Consider the following 18,757-nt stretch of genomic DNA (forward strand, 5'->3'; position numbering starts at 1 on the left):
AAATGATTTACATAAGTTTTATAATTATTCAAGTCTATCATGGAAAAGTATGAAAATTCCAGATTATTATCTAAATGTTTGTTAATATAAGACCTTCTTATGTCATTTTTTGTTAATCGATTTTTTTTAACGTTAACATATCAAAAGTTAATAATAACAAGGCAATTCCTAATAGAAAATTTGATATTGCAAGATTAATACACGACATAAGAAACGTAATGCCAACAAATAAAAATCCCATACCCATATATAAAAACCACTTATTTAATATAATATACCAATGACTAATTTTTGATTTAAAATAATTATTTTGTCGGTCTAATAATTATTTTGACAGTCCTTTTATATGTATTTTTTCATCTCCAAAAATTCTAGCAAATTGTCTTTCTCTGAGGAAAATAATAAACATCGTTATTATCAATATAAACTGTAGAAACAATAATAAAATAAGCACAGTATTCACCAACTAATCTAAATATTTAACTTAATTATATTATAAGGTGCTAAATTTTAATACAATGTATTAGGCAACAGCAATAATGTACGACAAAATACCACTACTGCACCTCTGTCTTTACTTAAAACCACTAATATCTTTATATAATCTTGTTTAACCTGTAAATACCTGTGCCTTTTATAATTTCCGAACAAAGCGTGGTATTCATATGATAATTCAAGTTCTGCTTTATTAACCAACTATATAAAAAGCTGTCATTGGCGTTAATCCAGTAGCAGCTTTTTATTTTATATAGCTCCTGCCACTAGAACTTACGGCCGAACGGTTATGAGCCGTTTGATCTAAAGGTATGTCGCAGTTTATTATGGATTAATAATAGCTTAATTTTAATAATAACAATTTTATAAAAATATCACTATATGGAAAACTAAAATGAAATACTATATTAGTCAAAAAATTGGAGTAAGAATTAGGAATGTACGGTAAGTTATATTTCCAACACCCCAGATTCAACTAAAACTAAACGGCCCGAATTTCAGCCCTTAAACTCTTATTGTATGTATTTTCCATTTTCATAGATCTTAATAAATATGCGATTACTTTACATCTGACTGTTTTAGTTATTTATTAGATTATTTTATCCATAATTTTTTTGGTATAAAATTTCTTCAACATTAATATCATTCTATCAGTGGGTTCAGTGGGTTTGTTTATTTCCTTATATCTAATAAATTTATTTAAACATATTTAATTATTAAATGGTATATAAATTATATCTTCACGTAAATCACCGCTCTCAACTCTCATACACAAATTCATAAGTATTTACTCCATATAAAAATAACAGAAAGCACATTAATGTGCTTTTTTAATTAAATAAATTTATTTCATATTTATTTTAACCACACTAATTTAGTCATTACATCATACCAATAAATATTTTTGTCACAAAATGATATTACTAGCAACAATTACTTATATACGAATATTAATGACTTATTAAATATATATGGAGATTGGGGCTATGTGGACGAATTTTGAAAATATTTTAATGCAGAATGACTATCAATTAAATGATTTAACTTATGACGAAATATTCACAAAGATTGATAAAAATATAAAGATAAAAGCTAAAAATGCTTCTTATCGTGCTAATAACGTTGGTGTTCATATTTCATACGAAGATTTTTACAGTTACTTTCTTGAAGCCATTTGGAATGGATTAAATGCGTTCATATCAGATCGAAATCTCATTTTGAGCCACGTTATGACACACAGGTTGAAAATCGCAGAATTAACTGTATGGCGTAGAAACCAACATACAGGATCTAATAAAGATAAGAATCGCATAACATATATATCTACACGCAATTTATCTCTTGATTCTATGGAGTTAGATATCAAATATGAAATGGATCTATATAATTTTTCAAATTTAAAAATATTAATAGAAGAATTTTCAGAAAAATATCCGGAAGACGGTCTAATAATTAAAATGCTTTATCACGGATATTCACCAAAATTAATTTCCAAAAATCTCTTCAAATGTTCTCATTACTCAGACAAATATAGAAAAAGAATTAATAGAACTAGACATAACTTTGAGACATTTTATGTATCAAAATGATTTTGTTTCTATTTTTGAAAGGTGTCTATTATGAATACACTTATCCCATTATTTTTAACCGGTCAGTCCAAAGAACTACTTTATCTATTCATGTATTTATTACCAATTAGGTTAATCGTCACACTCATTGAACGTAGCCCACCCTACCGTTCTGTTTTAATTAAATTTTTTAAATCAGAAGTATATAATTTATGTTTAATTCTAACGTGTGGAATACTGGATCAAGCAGTAATTATTTACGACATTAACATAGCATTTAATTTTGCAGCGTTAACAACACTTTTAATTATCGTTGATGAAATATCTTCGATACTTGCTGATTCAAAAACAACAGTAAGCAGTAAATTAATCCAAAAATCAATTGATTTACTGAAACAATCACTAACAAAGTAAGGAGTTAATTATGTTAAAAATAGTTGATATTTCAAGTCATCAATCACCCAACTTCCAAAATGTAGGTGAAGATGGCGCTATTATTAAAGCTACAGAAGGAATAGATTATGTTTCACCTGCCTGTAACCCACAATTCACGGCATATAATGACTTGAATAAGCTCCTTGGTCTCTACCATTATGCTCAAGGCCTTGATCCCATAGAAGAAGCTGATTGGTTTTTGAATAATATCAAAAACTATTTATTTTAGTCTTAGATTGGGAAAGCGGAAGTAATTAAGCTTGGGGTGATTCAAACTGGCCAGAGAAATTTGTTACACATATTCACGATAGAACGGGAATTTGGCCACTAATTTATATTCAAGCTTCCGCAATTGAACAAGTTAAAAATTTATCAGAAAAATGTGGGCTTTGGATAGCTGGTTATCCAGATTTGAGGGACTCCTGGTTAACACCATCGTTCATCTACTCTACTGATCCGTGGCCATATTTTACAGGTTGGCAATACTCTACTTCTAATGGTCTATTAGATCGATCTATTTTCAATTTATCAGATAACAATTGGCATAGTCTAGCTAATCCTAAAAATGATAATTCAATAAATGAAGATAATAACGTTTATATCGTACAAAATGGAGACACATTAATTAACATCGCGGAAAAATTAAGCATTCCTGATTGGCACATATTAATTGAACTAAATAATATCGACAATCCAGACATGATTACAGTTGGGCAAACACTCAAGTATTAACAATAAGAATGGAGGCCAATTATGGCAGACGAAATGGTTTTAGAAACACAAAAATGGTTAAACAAAACTTATGGCAATGTCTCTGGGTTTGGATCAGTTCCTGAGAATGGTAAAACCGGTTGGGATACAATTTATGGACTTATTAGAGCAACTCAGGTTGAGTTAGGTATTACTGGACTGGTTAACAATTGGGGGCCAACAAGTGCCGCATATTGGGACACCCAATTCAAAGATAAGATGAAAGTTGGTTATAAAGGTAACGTCGTCAAAATTTTACAAGGTGCTTTCTGGTGTAAAGGGATCAACCCTCAAGATTTCACTGGTAATTTTTCAACGCGAACTCAAGAAGCAATTTATTCAATGAAAAGTGATGCTGGAATTGCAGACACATCATACGTTGTTGATTCAGCATTTATGGGCGCCCTACTTACAATGAATCAATATGTATTAGTTGCAGGTGGAGATAAAGTCATTCGTAAAATGCAACAAGAATTAAATCATGATTATCAATCGTATACTGGAATTTTACCTACAGATGGAATTTATCAACGAGATACCAATACTGCCTTAATCTATGCATTACAAGCAAGTGAAGGTATGGGAACTGATCAAGCTAATGGATTTTATGGTCCTGGAACAATCGCTAATACACCCTCGATTAGTCAAGGAGCTACTGGTGCATTTGTAAAGATCATCCAATAGGGGCTTTACGTTAACGGTTTCAATAGCTCCGCCTCATTTAGTGGAGTATTTGATAATAACGTTTCCTCTGAAATTATTGCCTTTCGAAAATTAATGGTATTACCTAATACTAATTCATCTACAGCTGATTTAACTGTATTTAAGGGGTTATTAACAAGTAACGGAGACACCGATCGCTCCGCTTTAGCTTTTGATACAGCAACACAACTATCATCAAGTCAAATTGATAGTCTTTGGAATTTGGGATATCGATATGCTGGACGATATCTCACTGGTTCCGTAGGTACCGGTGAGAATGAACGAGATAAAAATTTAACAAATACTGAAATTTCTCATCTACAAAAGAAAGAATTTTCAATTTTCCCTATTTATGAAGATGGCGGATACACTGTAAAATATTTCAATGACGCACAAGGTATTGAGGATGCCGTTCTAGCTGCAAGAGTAGCAAAGCAACTAGGATTACCTCAAGGAACCACTATCTACTTCGCTGCTGATGTTGACTTATTAGATACTGAAATTGTTTCTAATTTAATTCCCTATATCCGAAATGCAAAAAGCTACCTTGCTAGCTTTGGTTACACTGCAGGATTGTATGGCACTAGAAATGCATGTTTACAAGCAGCTCAAGCCACTGGAATGAAGGACTTCTTCTTATGTGACATGTCTTCGGGCTGGAGTGGAAACTTAGGTTTCAAAATGCCTGAAAGTTGGACATTCGATCAATTCTTTGAGGAGACTGAAACAGGAGTAGGTGTTGATAAAGTTGCATATTCAGGTCGAGATGCTGGTTTCAATTCTATTGATAAGAATCAAATTGCAGTAAATGAAGCCATTAAGAAACTTGTACCTTGGTTTTCATTAAGTCTTGAGGGTAAACATACTATTTATGATATTGGTTGGATGAAATTAGTAACTAAAGCCACCAATTCAGCTGGTTTTGGAGGTGATTATGATTCAACGGCAGTTGTAGATATTAAAAATGGTAAGATTAGTAACGCGGATTTAAGTTCTGCATTTAAAAAATTTGGGTTAAATAATGATACAGGTCTCGATATAGCTGTCACTAGTATTGAAAAAGCTGCTTTAACTAAAACAGTTAAAAGTGGATCTCTAGAAATGAAATATAAAGTTTCCAATGGTGACTACACCATTGAAATAGATTATCAAGTAAATGAAATTGAAGAAGGTTATCTTGATGACACATTAACTATTGGTCTGGAAATTACATTACACTGGTCAAATTTTCTAGATGCTTTAGGAGCACTTAAGGAGGCAGCTGAAGCAATAGCAAGCGTTGTTGTATTAGTATCACTTGCAGTAATTGCAGTGGCTGCATTTCCACTAGATGCTGTAATTACCCCCGCTGCTGGTATACTAGAAGCAATAACTCTTTCGATAAGACTAATTGTTCAAACCGCGTTTAATAAATAAATAAAAAAAGAGACTAATTCTAGTTTAGTCTCTTTTTTTATATCATGGGAAACAACATAGGCAATACCATCAACAAAATACCAGATTTAATGTTCAATAATGTATTTTAGTAGTGTTAATGTTCAATAATGTATTTTAGTAGTGCAGCATTTCGATCATTAATATGTTCAATCAAATCTTTATTTTCTTTGTCAAAAAAAGCTTGTCCAGATCCAACATTTAATAAATTATCATTCAACTGTATTCCCAATCTTATTTTGGTCATTTATAAATTCAATGGCATCACCTTTAGTTCTACATGCAATAATTGCTATATCGACGTTATTTTGATTCATTATTTCCATTGCTGTTTGAACAATATCTAGTGCATCACCTGCCGTATAAATACCTATTTTTTTATTAACATCTTGTATTTGATATTCAAAGACACTCCAAAAATCTTTACTGGATGTATTGTTATGTGTGACCTTATTTTTTATAATTTTCGATTGTATATTATCTGTTAATGCATCAAACAATTTATTTAAAGTTGTATTTTTTCCGGAACCACTGACACCTGAAACAGCTATTGTTCTCATAATTTATTCTCTTTTCTTTTTTATAAATACTTAAATAATTGATCTATTTATGTGACTCTTAATCAATGGTAGGAATGGTAATGAAATCTCCTAAATTTGGCGTCCGTCGATAGAATATAAGTTCATTTTCCTTATTCTTATAGAAACATCCACATAATACAATTTCAATGACCTCACCCGTCTCTGAAGCCTCTCTTAACTTACGTATATTGGTTAGACCTTTAAGCGTTTTGATGCCCCAATGAGCCTCCAAATCAGAATCCACAAATCGAATATAAAATTGCTTACCATAATATGTATCCTCTATGGATATTTTGGCATCCCCAAAAAATATATAATCTCTCATTAACTCAAATTTCTTATTGTTCTTAGTTGGGATTACTATATCACCCAATTTTGCACTATTATATTTCAATGCCTGGACATTATGATCTTCAGAAAAATCTTTCTTTAAGTGTGGCCACTGCATTTCTGCATACACATTTTCCCAAGCATTAGTTTCTTTTATTTCTAAATAAAATTTTTGAAGACTATAACCGATGGCACGTCTCTTATGATAATCATCTACTGATAACACAACTGAACTAGTATATTTTGCTATGTCTATATGATCTTCTTCGGTTGATTCACCATTTACAATTTTTTCTTTTTGTTCACGTTGCTTGAATATCAATGATTTTGTATCTTTAATAATTCCGCCTTCTTCAAGTCCAGCACCATACTTTTCATTGTATACATCCAAAGAAAGATCCTGAGCCTCACAGTAGCTTTTATGGGGCACTTTGGTCTGTGCAATATAAAAGTAAACTCGTTTTGGAGTCTCTTTATTTAAGTTAGTGAGTTTGAGTTTTACATGACAATGTGGACATTCATATTGTGCATTATCAGCAAATACTGCCTTATTCTCTTGATGTTGTTGCCAAACAGCAGTTGCTGATACTTGATAATTCGGTGTTGCACCAGTAAATATTGCATGATCCATAATTTTTACATCCTTTACTTAATAATCAAATATTGAAAGTCCAATACTCTTTGCTGACTTTTCCAGGATTGGGTCTCCCTTATGCTTCAATTCCAGTCTTAACTATCAGAAATCGTAATATAATATTTGTCTGGAACAGATAGACTCACTCCATCTTCCATTTGAATATCAAATGATTATTCTTCCTCAACATAATCGATTGATTCAATCTTAACGTCTTGTTCTTGACCTTCTAACAACATTCCACGTTGGTATTTTTCAAATGACTTACCTACTTCAAAATATTCAAACGAAAAATCTTGTCTTATCATATTAACACTTCTTAATTTTTTAATGGCCATTTTTGTTTTCTCCTATTTTTTCTAAATGCTTGATGGATTCACACTTTTATTAATAACATATTATTTTTATATTCTATTTAAAAATTAGACATAGAATACCCACAATAAACCATCCAAACAATGCTCCTACATACATAGAGAGAGAAATGTTTGTACTTTCCTTGCTTAGTCTAGACATAATTTGCACTCCTCCAAATGACATGAAAGAAATAACGTTAACTAATGCAGCCGTACCAAAAACAATAATAATCGCTCCTATAAATCAGAGTAGTTTAACTATAATTTATTCATCCTTAATCTTCTAATAGAATACTTTCCAATGCTTCTGTTGTTACCTTTGAAACATTAATTTTTTCTTTTTTCGCCAATTGATTTAAATAATCTGGAATTGTAATAGTCTTTTTAACTGTTTTGGACATTCCTTTTCTTAAATCATCAATATTAAAAACAACCATTGCAATTACTGTTGTATCTGGTGATTCCCACTCTTCTAATTCGACATCTTCAATACTAGATGCATCAGGAAATTTAAATTTATCTTCAAGCATCAAGCCAACTGCTTCTTGAATCATTTTGGTCGCTTCAGTAAAACTATCCCCTTGCGATATAGCACCAACGTCAGGTACTCTAACAGAATAACCACCAACCTCTTCTTTCGCATATACCACAGGATAAATAAGTGTCTTTCCTTCTTGCTTCATATAAGTTTATTGTGCGACAAACAGGGATTATTTTAAGATACTCCGCGCTGTACCAGGTTTTAAATTCCAAAGGTGAATAGGTACTGGAATATGTGGCATTCCAAGTTTAATCATTATCAAGTGACTACAAGCCTGCCTTGATTCTTTAAACCCATTCTTTTTTAAGAATTTCACCATCTGTTTTGCCGTTATTGGCATCGCACTTCTCCTTTTTTTACTATAACTATATTATACGTATGTTTTGTTATTATATTAAATTATAAGATTGTACAAAAAAAGAGGCTACAATTTGTGCCTCTTTTTTTAACTTTTTAAATCTAAAAATAATCATCTCAATGTTGCTTGTAAAATCATTTGTATCTCATTAAACTTGTCGGTTGGCAACATCTCTACAGTCTTCCAACTTCGGCTAGTATAGTCAAACATTCTTAATTGTTCCGCATACACGGTTCCATCAGTTTCTGTTCTTTCATCTAACTTTATGTGCATTGGATATTGCTTACCATTAAAACTACCGTGCGATATGGGAACTGCCCAGATAAATGGGGACGTCATAGCTAAAATATGATTACTTACTACTACAGCTGGTCGTTTCTTCTGGATTTCTTTTCCCTTGCTAGGATCAAAATCAATGTATATGATTGAACCCGTTTTTGGCTTGTCTACCATATTTCTTGACCCACCTTACTATCTGCATCATTTCCCCACAAATTTTCACCTGGATACTCATTACTTACATCCCAATCAGAAAATAATTCTTCCATACTTATTTGAGATTTTTTTTCTGGGGTTAGACGTATAATACCTTTTTCGTCCATATCTACGTCAAACTTTTGACCAGCCTCGACATTTAATTTCTTAGGTAACGTAATCGTGACTGCATTACCTTGAATTCTAGCTTTTACTGCCATATAATCTCCTCCTATCCTGTTTATAGTATCTATTATAACACATAAAAGTAATTACAAAGTAATTACTTTTATGTCGAATTCTTTTCATTTTATATAATCAATCCAATTTCATATCTAACTTTAACTGTATTTAATATTACTATGTAAACGTTATCCCCTTTAAATTGAATAATACTACAATCAACAACTGTATAAACGTGATTGAACCATAAAATCCAAACATAATAGGGCGGGTAAACATAACTTTGATCCATCCACCAAATGTAGGACTTTTTATAGCCATGCTGTAAGTTATCTTAGAAGGATCTAATTTAATCGTCTGACTATACAAATAACGAAAAGCTCTTTATAACGATAAATAATAACTATCTATTCCCCAAAATAATATTGAAACAAATGTTGATAATAATTACTATCGTTAATAAACATGCCAAAACAGTTACTGACCATCCCCCTAGTGACGCATTAATTTGAAGCCATTCTATTAATTGCTTATTGAATATAATCCAAATGTTTGCGCTTGTCGTCCCTATTAGTATTCATAGCTTTTTAACCAATGTTCCAGAAAATTATTCTTTTCGTTTAATAGCCCTATCAATATACATGTGACGATATTGAAAAAGACCTTCCAATCAACTAATGTCGCATATCCATTCTTTCTGTTTTCGATAATAATATTAAAATGTGGTCTATACATTCCACCTTCAATATTTTTTCTATTTTCTGGAAGATAAACTAAAAGCAATGCATTGCTTAAACTATTAAACCCTTTACGACTAAAGTTAGATAATGAATAGCTAATTTTTTCCGGATCTTTTCTGCGACATTATTTGTCCTCATGTTAGGTGATCAGAAGACTATAGTTACGGTAGTACCATATAATTTATAAAATAAATATCTTTAAATATACTCATCAGAATAGCCTTCTAAAATTTCATCTGGCTTTTCGCTTTGATCCATAACAACTGTATTTTTCAGCTTTTTTTGAAGCTTGCGCAGGTAATCAACATTTTAATGTTTTTTTACTGAGTTAGAATCGTTATTCTTCAACTCTGATGTTGATTTTAAAATGTTTTCACTATCATTAATACTATCTGAATTACTGTTAAATAGCTCCGATTCATCTAATTATAAAAAGCGAGGATATAAAATACCCTCACTTTTAAATTATTTATTTAAATAATTTTCGTAATCTGAAACAAGAAGAACATCACTATCAATATCTTCCTCTACTTGACTCATACGAGGAATATTTTCGTAAAATCTATTATCGGTAGAATCATCATTTGTTGAGGACACTTCAAATAACATAATCTTACCCAGACCCTTTTTAGCTTGCCACATATGATAAATCCTTGGTGTAAGCGTAATACTTTGACCTGGATTTATTTCAATGGTTGTTCCAGCTTTAAATGTTTTTTTTACACCATCCATAACAACTTCTACATCTGAAGTTCGATCAATATCTTCAGAACTTGTCGAATTATACATTGTCATCTTAAGTACACCACCACCTCTATTGATAATATCTTCTGTTTTATACCAATGGAAATGTAATGGTAATATTTGATTATCTTCAACTAATAGCATTTTTTCTGCATAAGGTTTTGGATATTTATCCTGATTATTATAATTACCATTTCGGATAGTTAATGCAGTCAATCCATACTCTTCAAAATTCCCTAAATCAAAATCTGTAACGTCCCATCCGAGCTTATTATCTATAATTTCATCAATAACTCCAGATTCATGTAGTTTCTCCATTGTTAGCTTATCCCAATCTGCAAAAGGTGGAAGCGGTAGCCTCAATTCATCTGCAAATTTCTTTGCATTAGTAATTACTGTTGAAATGTCTGATCTTTTCATTTAATTTTCTCCAATGCATCATTAAAATTCTCTATCAACTTTGATCTTTGCATTTCATTTATAGGAATTAAATCTTTGGGATTATTAATAAAAGCATCACCAAAATCTATGTCATCTTTATATTTTGGAACAAGATGTACATGCAAGTGAGAAACCATATCGCCATAAATACCGTAATTAACTTTATCAGCTAGAAAAGTGTTTTTCAAAATGCTAGCAACAATACTTACATCATCAAAGAAACGTTTTCTTTCCGTTTCTGTCAGTTCGAATATTTCATTAACATGCCCATTTAGAGCGACAATAGCCCGCCCACGATGAGTTTGATCATGATTCAAATATAATGTGGATATATCTAACTTTCTTACTTCTGACATCTTGTCTTTTTGAATTTCATTGTGTTCACAATAGAAACAATTTTCCTCAAAATGAATATTACTCATGACCTAGTCCTCGTATTGAGACATGGTTTCAAGAGCGTGCTTATTAGCCTCATCATATCGTCCATCATCATGACTACTATCAGAATCAATCATGATATGAATAACATCACCTCGAGTTTGATTTCTGAGTGCGAACGCCTTATCAATTTGCGATAACGGGAAAATATTTGTTACAGTTCGCTCAGTGTTAATTAAACCATTAACCACCATATCTCGTCCTTCACGGAACAAACGATGATTATCTACATCACGCTTAGGCTCAGTTGTATAAATATCAACCCGACGACGATGCATTTTAAAGAAATCCATTGGTTTAGTCGTTTTACCAATCCCTCCATACATCACAATACGCCCATTTTGTGCAGTAGCATCTAATGCATCAATTACTGCATCTCCTTCAAGCAATGCTGGAATGACTACATCAAAACCATCTGGGAAATCTTTACCGACAATATCCATTGTAGGTGTATCTTTTGTCGGTATTTTGTATGTATGCGTCGCTCCAAATTCTTTTGCTATCTCTAACTTTTCATCAAATAAGTCTGTTACCACTAAATTTTTAGGGCTATATAATTTGGCAAATTGCGTTAATTGTAATCCACTAACTCCTTGACCTGTAATTAAAACATTTTTAGACTGACTAATTTCGCCACGTTCCATTCCCGTTAAGATAGTCGGCGTAATTTCTACTAATGATCCATGCATTAAATCAAATTCATCCGGTAATTTAACTGCTGAAAATGGATCTACTGTTACATATTCAGCAAAAGCCCCCCAAACATATCGAAGAGCAACTTTGTCTCCAACCTTCAATCCAACAACGTGCTCTCCAACCTCATCAATAATACCCGCTACTTCATGTCCTAAACGAGTCGGGTATGTTAAAAATTCAGGAGAACGAACGCCACGATAAACTTCTAGATCACTTCCACAAATACCAACCCATTTAACATCTACACGAACTTGATAATCATCCGCATGAGGAATTTCAGCATATTTAATATCAATTTTACCAATATTTTCCATCACAGCAACTTGTTGAGTATTTTCTGATTTTTCATCAACCCACTTCATATCTGGGACAACCATTTTACGTACCATTTTATAATCCTCCATTAGTATCTTGTTCTTTTAGAAACATCGTAATTAAACCAGCTAAAATAAGTGAAACTGCTAAAAAGACAACACCAGCCATTTGAGTACCAGTAATATCTTTTAATGATCCAACAACATACGGTCCTACAAAACCGCCCAAATTACCTAATGCATTTATAATTCCCAATCCAACTGCCGCAATTCTAGGATCTAATTGTGTAGAAATAGCCCAATAAGGACCAGACCAAGCATATACCCCAATAGTTCCTAAAATGATAAATAAAAATGCAACAATTGGAATAGATTGGAAAACACTAACAGCAATTAAGGAAACTCCTGCTAGTAGAGTAGCACTAATTAAAAATATTTTACGTTTTTGCAATTTATCAGACAACTTTGCTGTAACAACCAAAGATACAGCACCTAATAGATAGGGAATAGCAGTTAACATACCAACTTGAATGTATGATGCACTCGTTATTAAAGAAGAAATAATTTTAGGTAAGAAAAAGGTTATTCCATATAATCCAACTACGTAAAAAACATTCATCAATGTAACAATCCAAACCTTACGATTTTTGAATGCTGATTTGAATGAGGATTCTACAACCCCATGATTAGAACTAGTTTTTAACTTATCCGCATCTAAAGCATTCACTAAATTTATTCGTTCCTCAGAAGTTAACCACTTAGCCTTAGTAGGATTATCATCTAGATATTTAAAAGTAATTAATCCTAAAATTACTGCTGGTAATCCCACAATAATAAACAACCAACGCCATCCAGATAAACCGATAAAATTATGAACATAATCAATAATAGTCATTGCTACAGGTGCACCAATAGCATTAGCCAATGGTGGTGCCACCATAAACATAGCCACAGCAGCAGCCCGGTGGGCACTAACAAACCAATAAGTAGTAATCAAAGTCATACCGGGAAAAAGAGCTGCTTCAAACACTCCTAATAAAAATCTTAAAATAACTAAGGCAATTGCAGAATGTACGAAGCCAGTTGCTACAGTTACAGTCCCCCATAATAGTAGAATAATTCCAATCCACTTACGGGCACCAATTTTTTCTAACAGCATATTTCCTGGAACTCCAAATAGAAAATATCCTATAAAGAAAATACCAGCTATAAATCCATAAAAAGTACTAGTTAAACCTAATTCTGCGTCCATACCTCCTAACGAAGCATACGTAATACTGCTTCTATCCAAAAATGCAACAAAATATATAATGAACAAAAAAGGTAATAATCTAAATTTAACCTTTCGTTCAACGCCTGGATCTAATGTATCCATATAAACCTCCAAAGTCTTGAAATATACCTGTCTACAAGTTATTATTATAGATAAATGATAGCGTTTACATTTATCGTATTTAGACTATTTTTTAGCGTTTCTGGAGAATTTACATGAATATATATTGGGCTACAATAAAAAAATATAAAAATAAAATGACTATTCCTGAGCATAGTCATAAATTTCATCAAATTTTGTTTATTAAAAATGGGGTATATGAATTTTTAATTAACGAAGAAACCTTTATAATAAATAAAACTACTTTAATAGGGATACCTAGTAATTTTAGACATTCTTATAGGTGCATAGAACAAGGTAGTATCTTAGACTTTAAAATAAACATAAATAATCAGGACGACATAGATTTCAATAAAATTTTTATTGAAGCACTAGAAAATAGTTTCGATTTAATGATTTTAGATCAACTATACGTAAATATGTTGAATAATCTATATAACAAAAATCAAGAGGTAATATTAATTAAAGCATTAGATTTAGTATTAACATTATTAAGAGAAAAAAATAATGATGTTCCTATTTTATCGGTTAACGTATTAACCGATAACGATATGCTAACGAATGTTATCCATTATTTTGAACTTAATTTTTTAAACAATCCTAAAATCATTGATATTGCAAATTATTTTAACTTATCTATTCATGAGATGGATAAATTATTTATGACTGAAGTTGGGGTTTCTCCAAAAAAATTACTTTTAAATATTCGTTTAGAATACGCTAGAGAAAAGTTAACCACAGATAAATCTATAACTTATATATCCAATGAAATTGACATGTCTCTACAGCATTTTTCAAGAATTTTTAAATACACATATGGACTATCGCCTAAGCAATATCAAAAAAATTATAAAAACAATAATAGCCAAATAGTTTTTAATAGTGAATTTGATATTTCCGTTGAACCAAAAATTATGATTAAATAATTGCATTTTTTACACACAATAAAACCCCCTAAGTTATCTTTATAATAACTCACGGGGTTTCACAGTTTATATTTTTTATTAATCATGATTACCAGATAATAAATTAGAACCCACCTTCATTAATTTCATCATTTAAAGTTTCAACTCCAAATTTTTTCAAATAAGTTGAAAATGGAATTAATTCATCAGCATCATATCTCTTCTTGAATGAAGAAATTTGTTCGTCGCTAAACTTAGCTGGATCTAATTTCATATTTTCGACAGGGATTGGACGATCACCTGAGATAAGAACATCGATTAAGACTGGTTCATTCTTTGCAATTTCCTGAGCCTTTTTAAAAACAAGATCCAAATCACTAATCTTATCTACACGGAAGCCAGCCATACCCATACTATCTGCTACCTTAGAAAAATCAATATCATTAAAAGTAGTTCCTAAGTAGCCATTATTGGTATCCTCTTGCTCATCTTTAATAAATCCAAATTGATTATTAGAAAAGACAACATTAATGATTGGCAAATTGTACTGAACTTGTGTCACTAAATCTTGCATAACCATGGCAGCTCCGCCATCACCCGAAAGTGAAAAGACTTGTCGATCTGGGTAATTTAATTTAGCCGCAATTGATCCAGGAATTCCAACTCCCATTGATGCAAATAAATTAGATGTAAAGTGAATGTTGCTTTCTTTTAATAACAAATGTCTATTAGCTAATTGATTAACATCTCCCACGTCTAAAGAAAAAATTGTTTTCTCATTAGTAATTGAATTAATTGCATTATAAACTTGATAAGCTTGAAGATCACCATCTGTTTTATGTTCAATCTTATCCAAGTATGAATTCCAGTTTTTAATATTCTCTAAGTTAGCCTGCCACCAAGGAGTTTCCTCTTTTTCAGAAGATAATTCTGTTATCTTCTTTAATGCTAATTTAGCATCAGCTAACATCGCTACATCAGTATGGTGCCTTTTTCCTAATTTGCTAGGATCGAGGTCAATTTGTAAGAATTTTTCAACATTTTTAAATGCATTTGAAACCTCAGCGAAAGGATAATTACTACCTACAAAGAGGATTACATCCGCTTGAGCTAAAGCATCATTTGCTGGCTTATGTGCAACCCTGTTTGCAGAACCTAAATAATGAGGATGACGGTCAGGCAGGATACCTTTTGCGGGATATGTGCTCATCAAAGGTATTTTTAATTTATTAGATAATTCTTCTAATTCCTGACCGGCTCCTCTTGTACCAATTCCGTAATAAATTAATGGGCGTTTTGCCGCTGACAAAATGTCAGCTATTGATTGAGCTTGTTGTACATCCACATGTTCGTAAACAAAGTCTTGGTGACTGTTAGCTGATGAATACCAACTTTCTGAAGGAATATCCTTCCAAGGTAAATCAACAGGAATTTGTACTACTGCTACCCCTTTGTTAGCATAAGCCCGTCTAATAGCTTCGTCAATAATATGAGGCAGAGATTCTGCCGTTACTACCGTGACATTGTAGACAGCTACATCAGCATAAATAGGATTCTCATTCATTTCTTGGAATGTATCCATATTCATACCACTGGTTCCAAATTGACCTACAAGTGCCAAAACTGGGACGTGGTCCTCACGTGCATCGTACAATCCATTCAATAAATGGGTTCCGCCAGGCCCAGCTGAACCAAAGGCTACACCAATTTTCCCAGTTAATTTGGCATCAGCAGCAGCGGCCATAGCTCCTACTTCTTCATGTCGAACTTGAATATATTTAATATTATCTTTTTCTTTCAACAATGCATCCATTGTTGAATTAATTGATCCGCCAGGAATTCCATACAAATGATCAACTCCCCAAGACTCAAGAACCTTAATCATAGCAGTACCAGCATTAATAGTATTCGTTTCTTTTGACATAGTAGCATCCTCCATTTATTTATAAAACATTGTACAATTATATTATAACACTTACTAAGTGTAAGTAAACCTATTTTATGAAATCGCTTTCTTCAATTGACTCATGGTCCATAAATTAAGTAATATCAATACTATGACGTCCAGACACAAATTTAAAATTACACATTAAAAAACCAGTAGTGGGAAAAAGTATCTCGCACTACTGGCTTTTTTATATTATAAATGTTTTGCATGAGTCTCAATAACTTTAGTAGACCACTTGATATAATTTGTTTCTCGCTCGATCGCTCGTGTAAGAATCAAATAGTGACCATATCGTTGATTGACTTGTAATTCTGATCCAAACAAAACTGTTAATCGTTCTTTCAAGTGAATTAACTTCTGTTGATGAATAGTAATATCTTGTTCTAAAATTTCAATAAGTAAAGCCTGTTGACTATCTTTAATAAAATATAGTTTTAAAGATGTTAAATGCTGATTTTTTTCATTAATAGGCTCCCTTAACCAAGCATCTAAAGTAGCTTGTCCAAGTTTTGTCGCCGTATATTTAATAATTTTAGCATCTTCTCCATCATCATTTGGCAAGATTTTAATTGTACCTTCTTGAACCATTTTTTGTAATTCTGGATATAACTGACTATGAGAAGACTTCCAAAACTCACCAATCTCATAATCAAATTCTTGTAACATATCTTTACCGGTCATTAGTTGTTGATTGCTCAACATACCTAAAACAATATTAGGTAAAATTCTTGGCCTAGGCATATTACTTGTTTAAACGATGATAATTTTCATCAAAATATTTTCCGTTGCGGATATCATCTGGCATATCAGCATAAGGTGCTTCACTAATAACATCTTCGTTATTTTGACCGGCATCACCCATATAAGTAATATTAGCAAATTCAGGAACAACCAACTTTGGGTAAGTTTCGTACTTTTCACGAGACTCTTCCATCAAATCAATATGCTCGTTTTGGTACGTAACTGTAATTTCTGGGTGTTCTTCTACCCACTTTGGGAAGAAAATCGTTCCATTTAATTTTTTCTCATTAGGAACAAAATCAAGTGCAACGTCAGTTCCAGTAGGCTCAGTCCAAGAAATCTTGTAAATCCCTTCAGTAAGCATCACAATGATTGCTTCTTGATCAGTTACCCAACGACCAGCAACCATTCCACCGTGAATACGGTAATCAACAGTATGGTCATTCTTAGCGTACCATTCGTATTCCCAACCATTATCGTAAGTATAGATAAAGTGTGTTCCTAAAAAGTCATCAAGTGTTTTAAATTTTTTTGTCATGATATTTCTTCCCTTCAAATTAAGTATGTCTTTATCTTATGTCGTTATCGACATAAAGTCAAGTTTTTGTTGAACATTAATTCTATCACCTTACTATTTAATTTTTCCCCTTATGAAATAAAATAAAAATCCTACTAACATTTAAGTTAATAGGATTTTTATTTTATTTAACGTTCACTATACTATTATCAAAAAAATATTTTAAATGCTTAAACATAACTTATTCATTATAATGTATATGAAATTCATTTTAATTTCAGCATATTTAATTTATCTAAATCCTTAATTATATAGTAATGGTGAAATGAATCTAAAATATTCATTTTTTTAAGTTTAGCGATAATTCTACTGACTGAGCTTCTATTATTAATTCCACAAAATTTACCAATATCATCATGCAAAAGCTCTAAGTTTATTAATATTACTTTAGTACCATCGCGCAAAATCATTTCTAGACCTGATTGCTCAGAACATTGGCTAAAGAAAGCACAGACGGATCCTAATTTGCTATATGTCATACCATATTCCAACATGTTAATAAATGTTCTTAGCTCATTTTCATGATGTATATCTATATATTTTTTAAGTTTATAATTGTCATTAACTATTTTACTGAAATTTTTTATATTTATTTTATAAAACCAGGCTTGATAAGATTTAACAGTAACTAGATGTGAACTATTTGCTAGTTCATTTCTATCATTAATAAATAAATTTACAATTCCAGGATTATTTTGGAAATTTATATTTATTTCATTACCGTCCTCATTTAAGATTGAATGTTTAACAATGCCTGATTTTAGTATGTAAATATTTTCTGAAATTCCATCAGAATCATCCAATTGATATCCATTATGTTTTAAAATTAAATTAGCATATCTATTTTGTGATAATTTATCCATTAAATATTCAATATATGAATTTTCATCTAAATATTTCAACATATTATTTGCACCTTAATAATAATATTCCCACTAAACATACTACCTTTCCATATATAATTTATAATTAAATGTAT

The 18,757-nt window shown here is 31.5% G+C and carries 23 protein-coding genes; 7 read left to right on the forward strand and 16 right to left on the reverse strand.

Going from position 1 to position 18,757, the window contains the following annotated elements; genetic code table 11:
- Positions 1–1,481: 1,481 nt before the first annotated feature.
- The 6 genes from JC2156_RS03205 (at position 1,482) to JC2156_RS09085 (ending at position 5,366) form a co-directional block, all read left to right on the forward strand.
- Entirely contained in the window at positions 1,482–2,084 is a 603-nt protein-coding gene (locus tag JC2156_RS03205; protein WP_006845398.1) for a hypothetical protein, read from the forward strand.
- 30 nt (positions 2,085–2,114) lie between these two features.
- Complete coding sequence (locus tag JC2156_RS03210; RefSeq protein WP_013989058.1) at positions 2,115–2,477, forward strand: hypothetical protein; 363 nt, start codon at positions 2,115–2,117, stop codon at positions 2,475–2,477.
- Between the two features lie 10 nt (positions 2,478–2,487).
- The gene (locus tag JC2156_RS08550; protein WP_006845399.1) at positions 2,488–2,727 is read left to right on the forward strand and encodes a GH25 family lysozyme; all 240 of its coding nucleotides are present in this window, start codon (positions 2,488–2,490) and stop codon (positions 2,725–2,727) included.
- A 182-nt stretch (positions 2,728–2,909) separates the two neighbouring features.
- A complete protein-coding gene (locus JC2156_RS08720; protein WP_162097973.1) occupies positions 2,910–3,230 on the forward strand; it encodes a LysM peptidoglycan-binding domain-containing protein in 321 nt (106 codons plus the stop codon).
- Positions 3,231–3,251: 21 nt separating this feature from the next.
- A complete protein-coding gene (locus JC2156_RS09080; RefSeq protein WP_006845400.1) occupies positions 3,252–3,932 on the forward strand; it encodes a hypothetical protein in 681 nt (226 codons plus the stop codon).
- Positions 3,933–4,025: 93 nt separating this feature from the next.
- The gene (locus tag JC2156_RS09085; RefSeq protein WP_006845401.1) at positions 4,026–5,366 is read left to right on the forward strand and encodes a glycoside hydrolase domain-containing protein; all 1,341 of its coding nucleotides are present in this window, start codon (positions 4,026–4,028) and stop codon (positions 5,364–5,366) included.
- A 115-nt stretch (positions 5,367–5,481) separates the two neighbouring features.
- On the opposite strand, the gene JC2156_RS08840 is transcribed toward JC2156_RS09085, so the two are convergent.
- From JC2156_RS08840 to JC2156_RS03265, 12 genes are all read right to left on the reverse strand, one after another.
- The gene (locus JC2156_RS08840) at positions 5,482–5,631 is read right to left on the reverse strand and encodes a hypothetical protein (protein WP_155815912.1); all 150 of its coding nucleotides are present in this window, start codon (positions 5,629–5,631) and stop codon (positions 5,482–5,484) included.
- Positions 5,597–5,944, reverse strand: coding sequence for a hypothetical protein (locus JC2156_RS03225; RefSeq protein ID WP_006845403.1), 348 nt, complete (start codon positions 5,942–5,944; stop codon positions 5,597–5,599). Before JC2156_RS03225 ends, JC2156_RS08840 begins: the two co-directional genes overlap by 35 nt.
- A 58-nt stretch (positions 5,945–6,002) precedes the next feature.
- Positions 6,003–6,926, reverse strand: a complete 924-nt coding sequence (locus tag JC2156_RS03230) for a hypothetical protein (protein WP_006845404.1) — start codon at positions 6,924–6,926, stop codon at positions 6,003–6,005.
- A 176-nt stretch (positions 6,927–7,102) separates the two neighbouring features.
- Complete coding sequence (locus JC2156_RS08845; protein WP_006845405.1) at positions 7,103–7,267, reverse strand: hypothetical protein; 165 nt, start codon at positions 7,265–7,267, stop codon at positions 7,103–7,105.
- A 293-nt stretch (positions 7,268–7,560) separates the two neighbouring features.
- Positions 7,561–7,968, reverse strand: a complete 408-nt coding sequence (locus tag JC2156_RS03235; protein WP_006845406.1) for a type II toxin-antitoxin system HicB family antitoxin — start codon at positions 7,966–7,968, stop codon at positions 7,561–7,563.
- A 27-nt stretch (positions 7,969–7,995) separates the two neighbouring features.
- Positions 7,996–8,166, reverse strand: coding sequence for a type II toxin-antitoxin system HicA family toxin (locus JC2156_RS08730; protein WP_081482758.1), 171 nt, complete (start codon positions 8,164–8,166; stop codon positions 7,996–7,998).
- 129 nt (positions 8,167–8,295) lie between these two features.
- Positions 8,296–8,637: a type II toxin-antitoxin system PemK/MazF family toxin gene (locus JC2156_RS03240; protein ID WP_006845407.1), complete on the reverse strand. Its 342-nt coding sequence runs from the start codon at positions 8,635–8,637 to the stop codon at positions 8,296–8,298.
- The gene (mazE, locus tag JC2156_RS03245) at positions 8,631–8,879 is read right to left on the reverse strand and encodes a type II toxin-antitoxin system PemI/MazE family antitoxin (RefSeq protein ID WP_006845408.1); all 249 of its coding nucleotides are present in this window, start codon (positions 8,877–8,879) and stop codon (positions 8,631–8,633) included. Before mazE ends, JC2156_RS03240 begins: the two co-directional genes overlap by 7 nt.
- Before the next feature lie 1,167 nt (positions 8,880–10,046).
- Positions 10,047–10,745: a D-lyxose/D-mannose family sugar isomerase gene (locus tag JC2156_RS03250; RefSeq protein WP_006845409.1), complete on the reverse strand. Its 699-nt coding sequence runs from the start codon at positions 10,743–10,745 to the stop codon at positions 10,047–10,049.
- Positions 10,742–11,188, reverse strand: a complete 447-nt coding sequence (locus JC2156_RS03255) for an HIT family protein (RefSeq protein WP_006845410.1) — start codon at positions 11,186–11,188, stop codon at positions 10,742–10,744. Before JC2156_RS03255 ends, JC2156_RS03250 begins: the two co-directional genes overlap by 4 nt.
- A gap of 3 nt (positions 11,189–11,191) precedes the next feature.
- Positions 11,192–12,289, reverse strand: a complete 1,098-nt coding sequence (locus JC2156_RS03260) for a zinc-dependent alcohol dehydrogenase (RefSeq protein WP_006845411.1) — start codon at positions 12,287–12,289, stop codon at positions 11,192–11,194.
- A gap of 1 nt (position 12,290) precedes the next feature.
- The gene (locus tag JC2156_RS03265; protein ID WP_006845412.1) at positions 12,291–13,589 is read right to left on the reverse strand and encodes an MFS transporter; all 1,299 of its coding nucleotides are present in this window, start codon (positions 13,587–13,589) and stop codon (positions 12,291–12,293) included.
- A 113-nt stretch (positions 13,590–13,702) separates the two neighbouring features.
- Here JC2156_RS03265 and JC2156_RS03270 point away from each other — a divergent pair, with 113 nt between their 5' ends.
- The gene (locus JC2156_RS03270; RefSeq protein WP_006845413.1) at positions 13,703–14,533 is read left to right on the forward strand and encodes an AraC family transcriptional regulator; all 831 of its coding nucleotides are present in this window, start codon (positions 13,703–13,705) and stop codon (positions 14,531–14,533) included.
- Positions 14,534–14,636: 103 nt separating this feature from the next.
- Here JC2156_RS03270 and spxB read toward each other — a convergent pair whose 3' ends face one another.
- From spxB to JC2156_RS03290, 4 genes are all read right to left on the reverse strand, one after another.
- The gene (gene spxB, locus JC2156_RS03275) at positions 14,637–16,436 is read right to left on the reverse strand and encodes a pyruvate oxidase (RefSeq protein WP_006845414.1); all 1,800 of its coding nucleotides are present in this window, start codon (positions 16,434–16,436) and stop codon (positions 14,637–14,639) included.
- Between the two features lie 216 nt (positions 16,437–16,652).
- Positions 16,653–17,201 carry a PadR family transcriptional regulator gene (locus JC2156_RS03280; RefSeq protein ID WP_006845415.1) on the reverse strand — a complete coding sequence of 183 codons (549 nt, stop codon included), beginning with the start codon at positions 17,199–17,201 and terminating at the stop codon, positions 16,653–16,655.
- Position 17,202: 1 nt separating this feature from the next.
- Positions 17,203–17,739, reverse strand: coding sequence for a phenolic acid decarboxylase (locus JC2156_RS03285; RefSeq protein ID WP_006845416.1), 537 nt, complete (start codon positions 17,737–17,739; stop codon positions 17,203–17,205).
- A gap of 245 nt (positions 17,740–17,984) precedes the next feature.
- Positions 17,985–18,683 (reverse strand): Crp/Fnr family transcriptional regulator, encoded by a 699-nt coding sequence (locus tag JC2156_RS03290; protein WP_006845417.1) that lies wholly within the window; start codon positions 18,681–18,683, stop codon positions 17,985–17,987.
- Between the last annotated feature and the right edge of the window lie 74 nt (positions 18,684–18,757).

It is taken from the genome of Weissella koreensis KCTC 3621 (assembly GCF_000277645.1).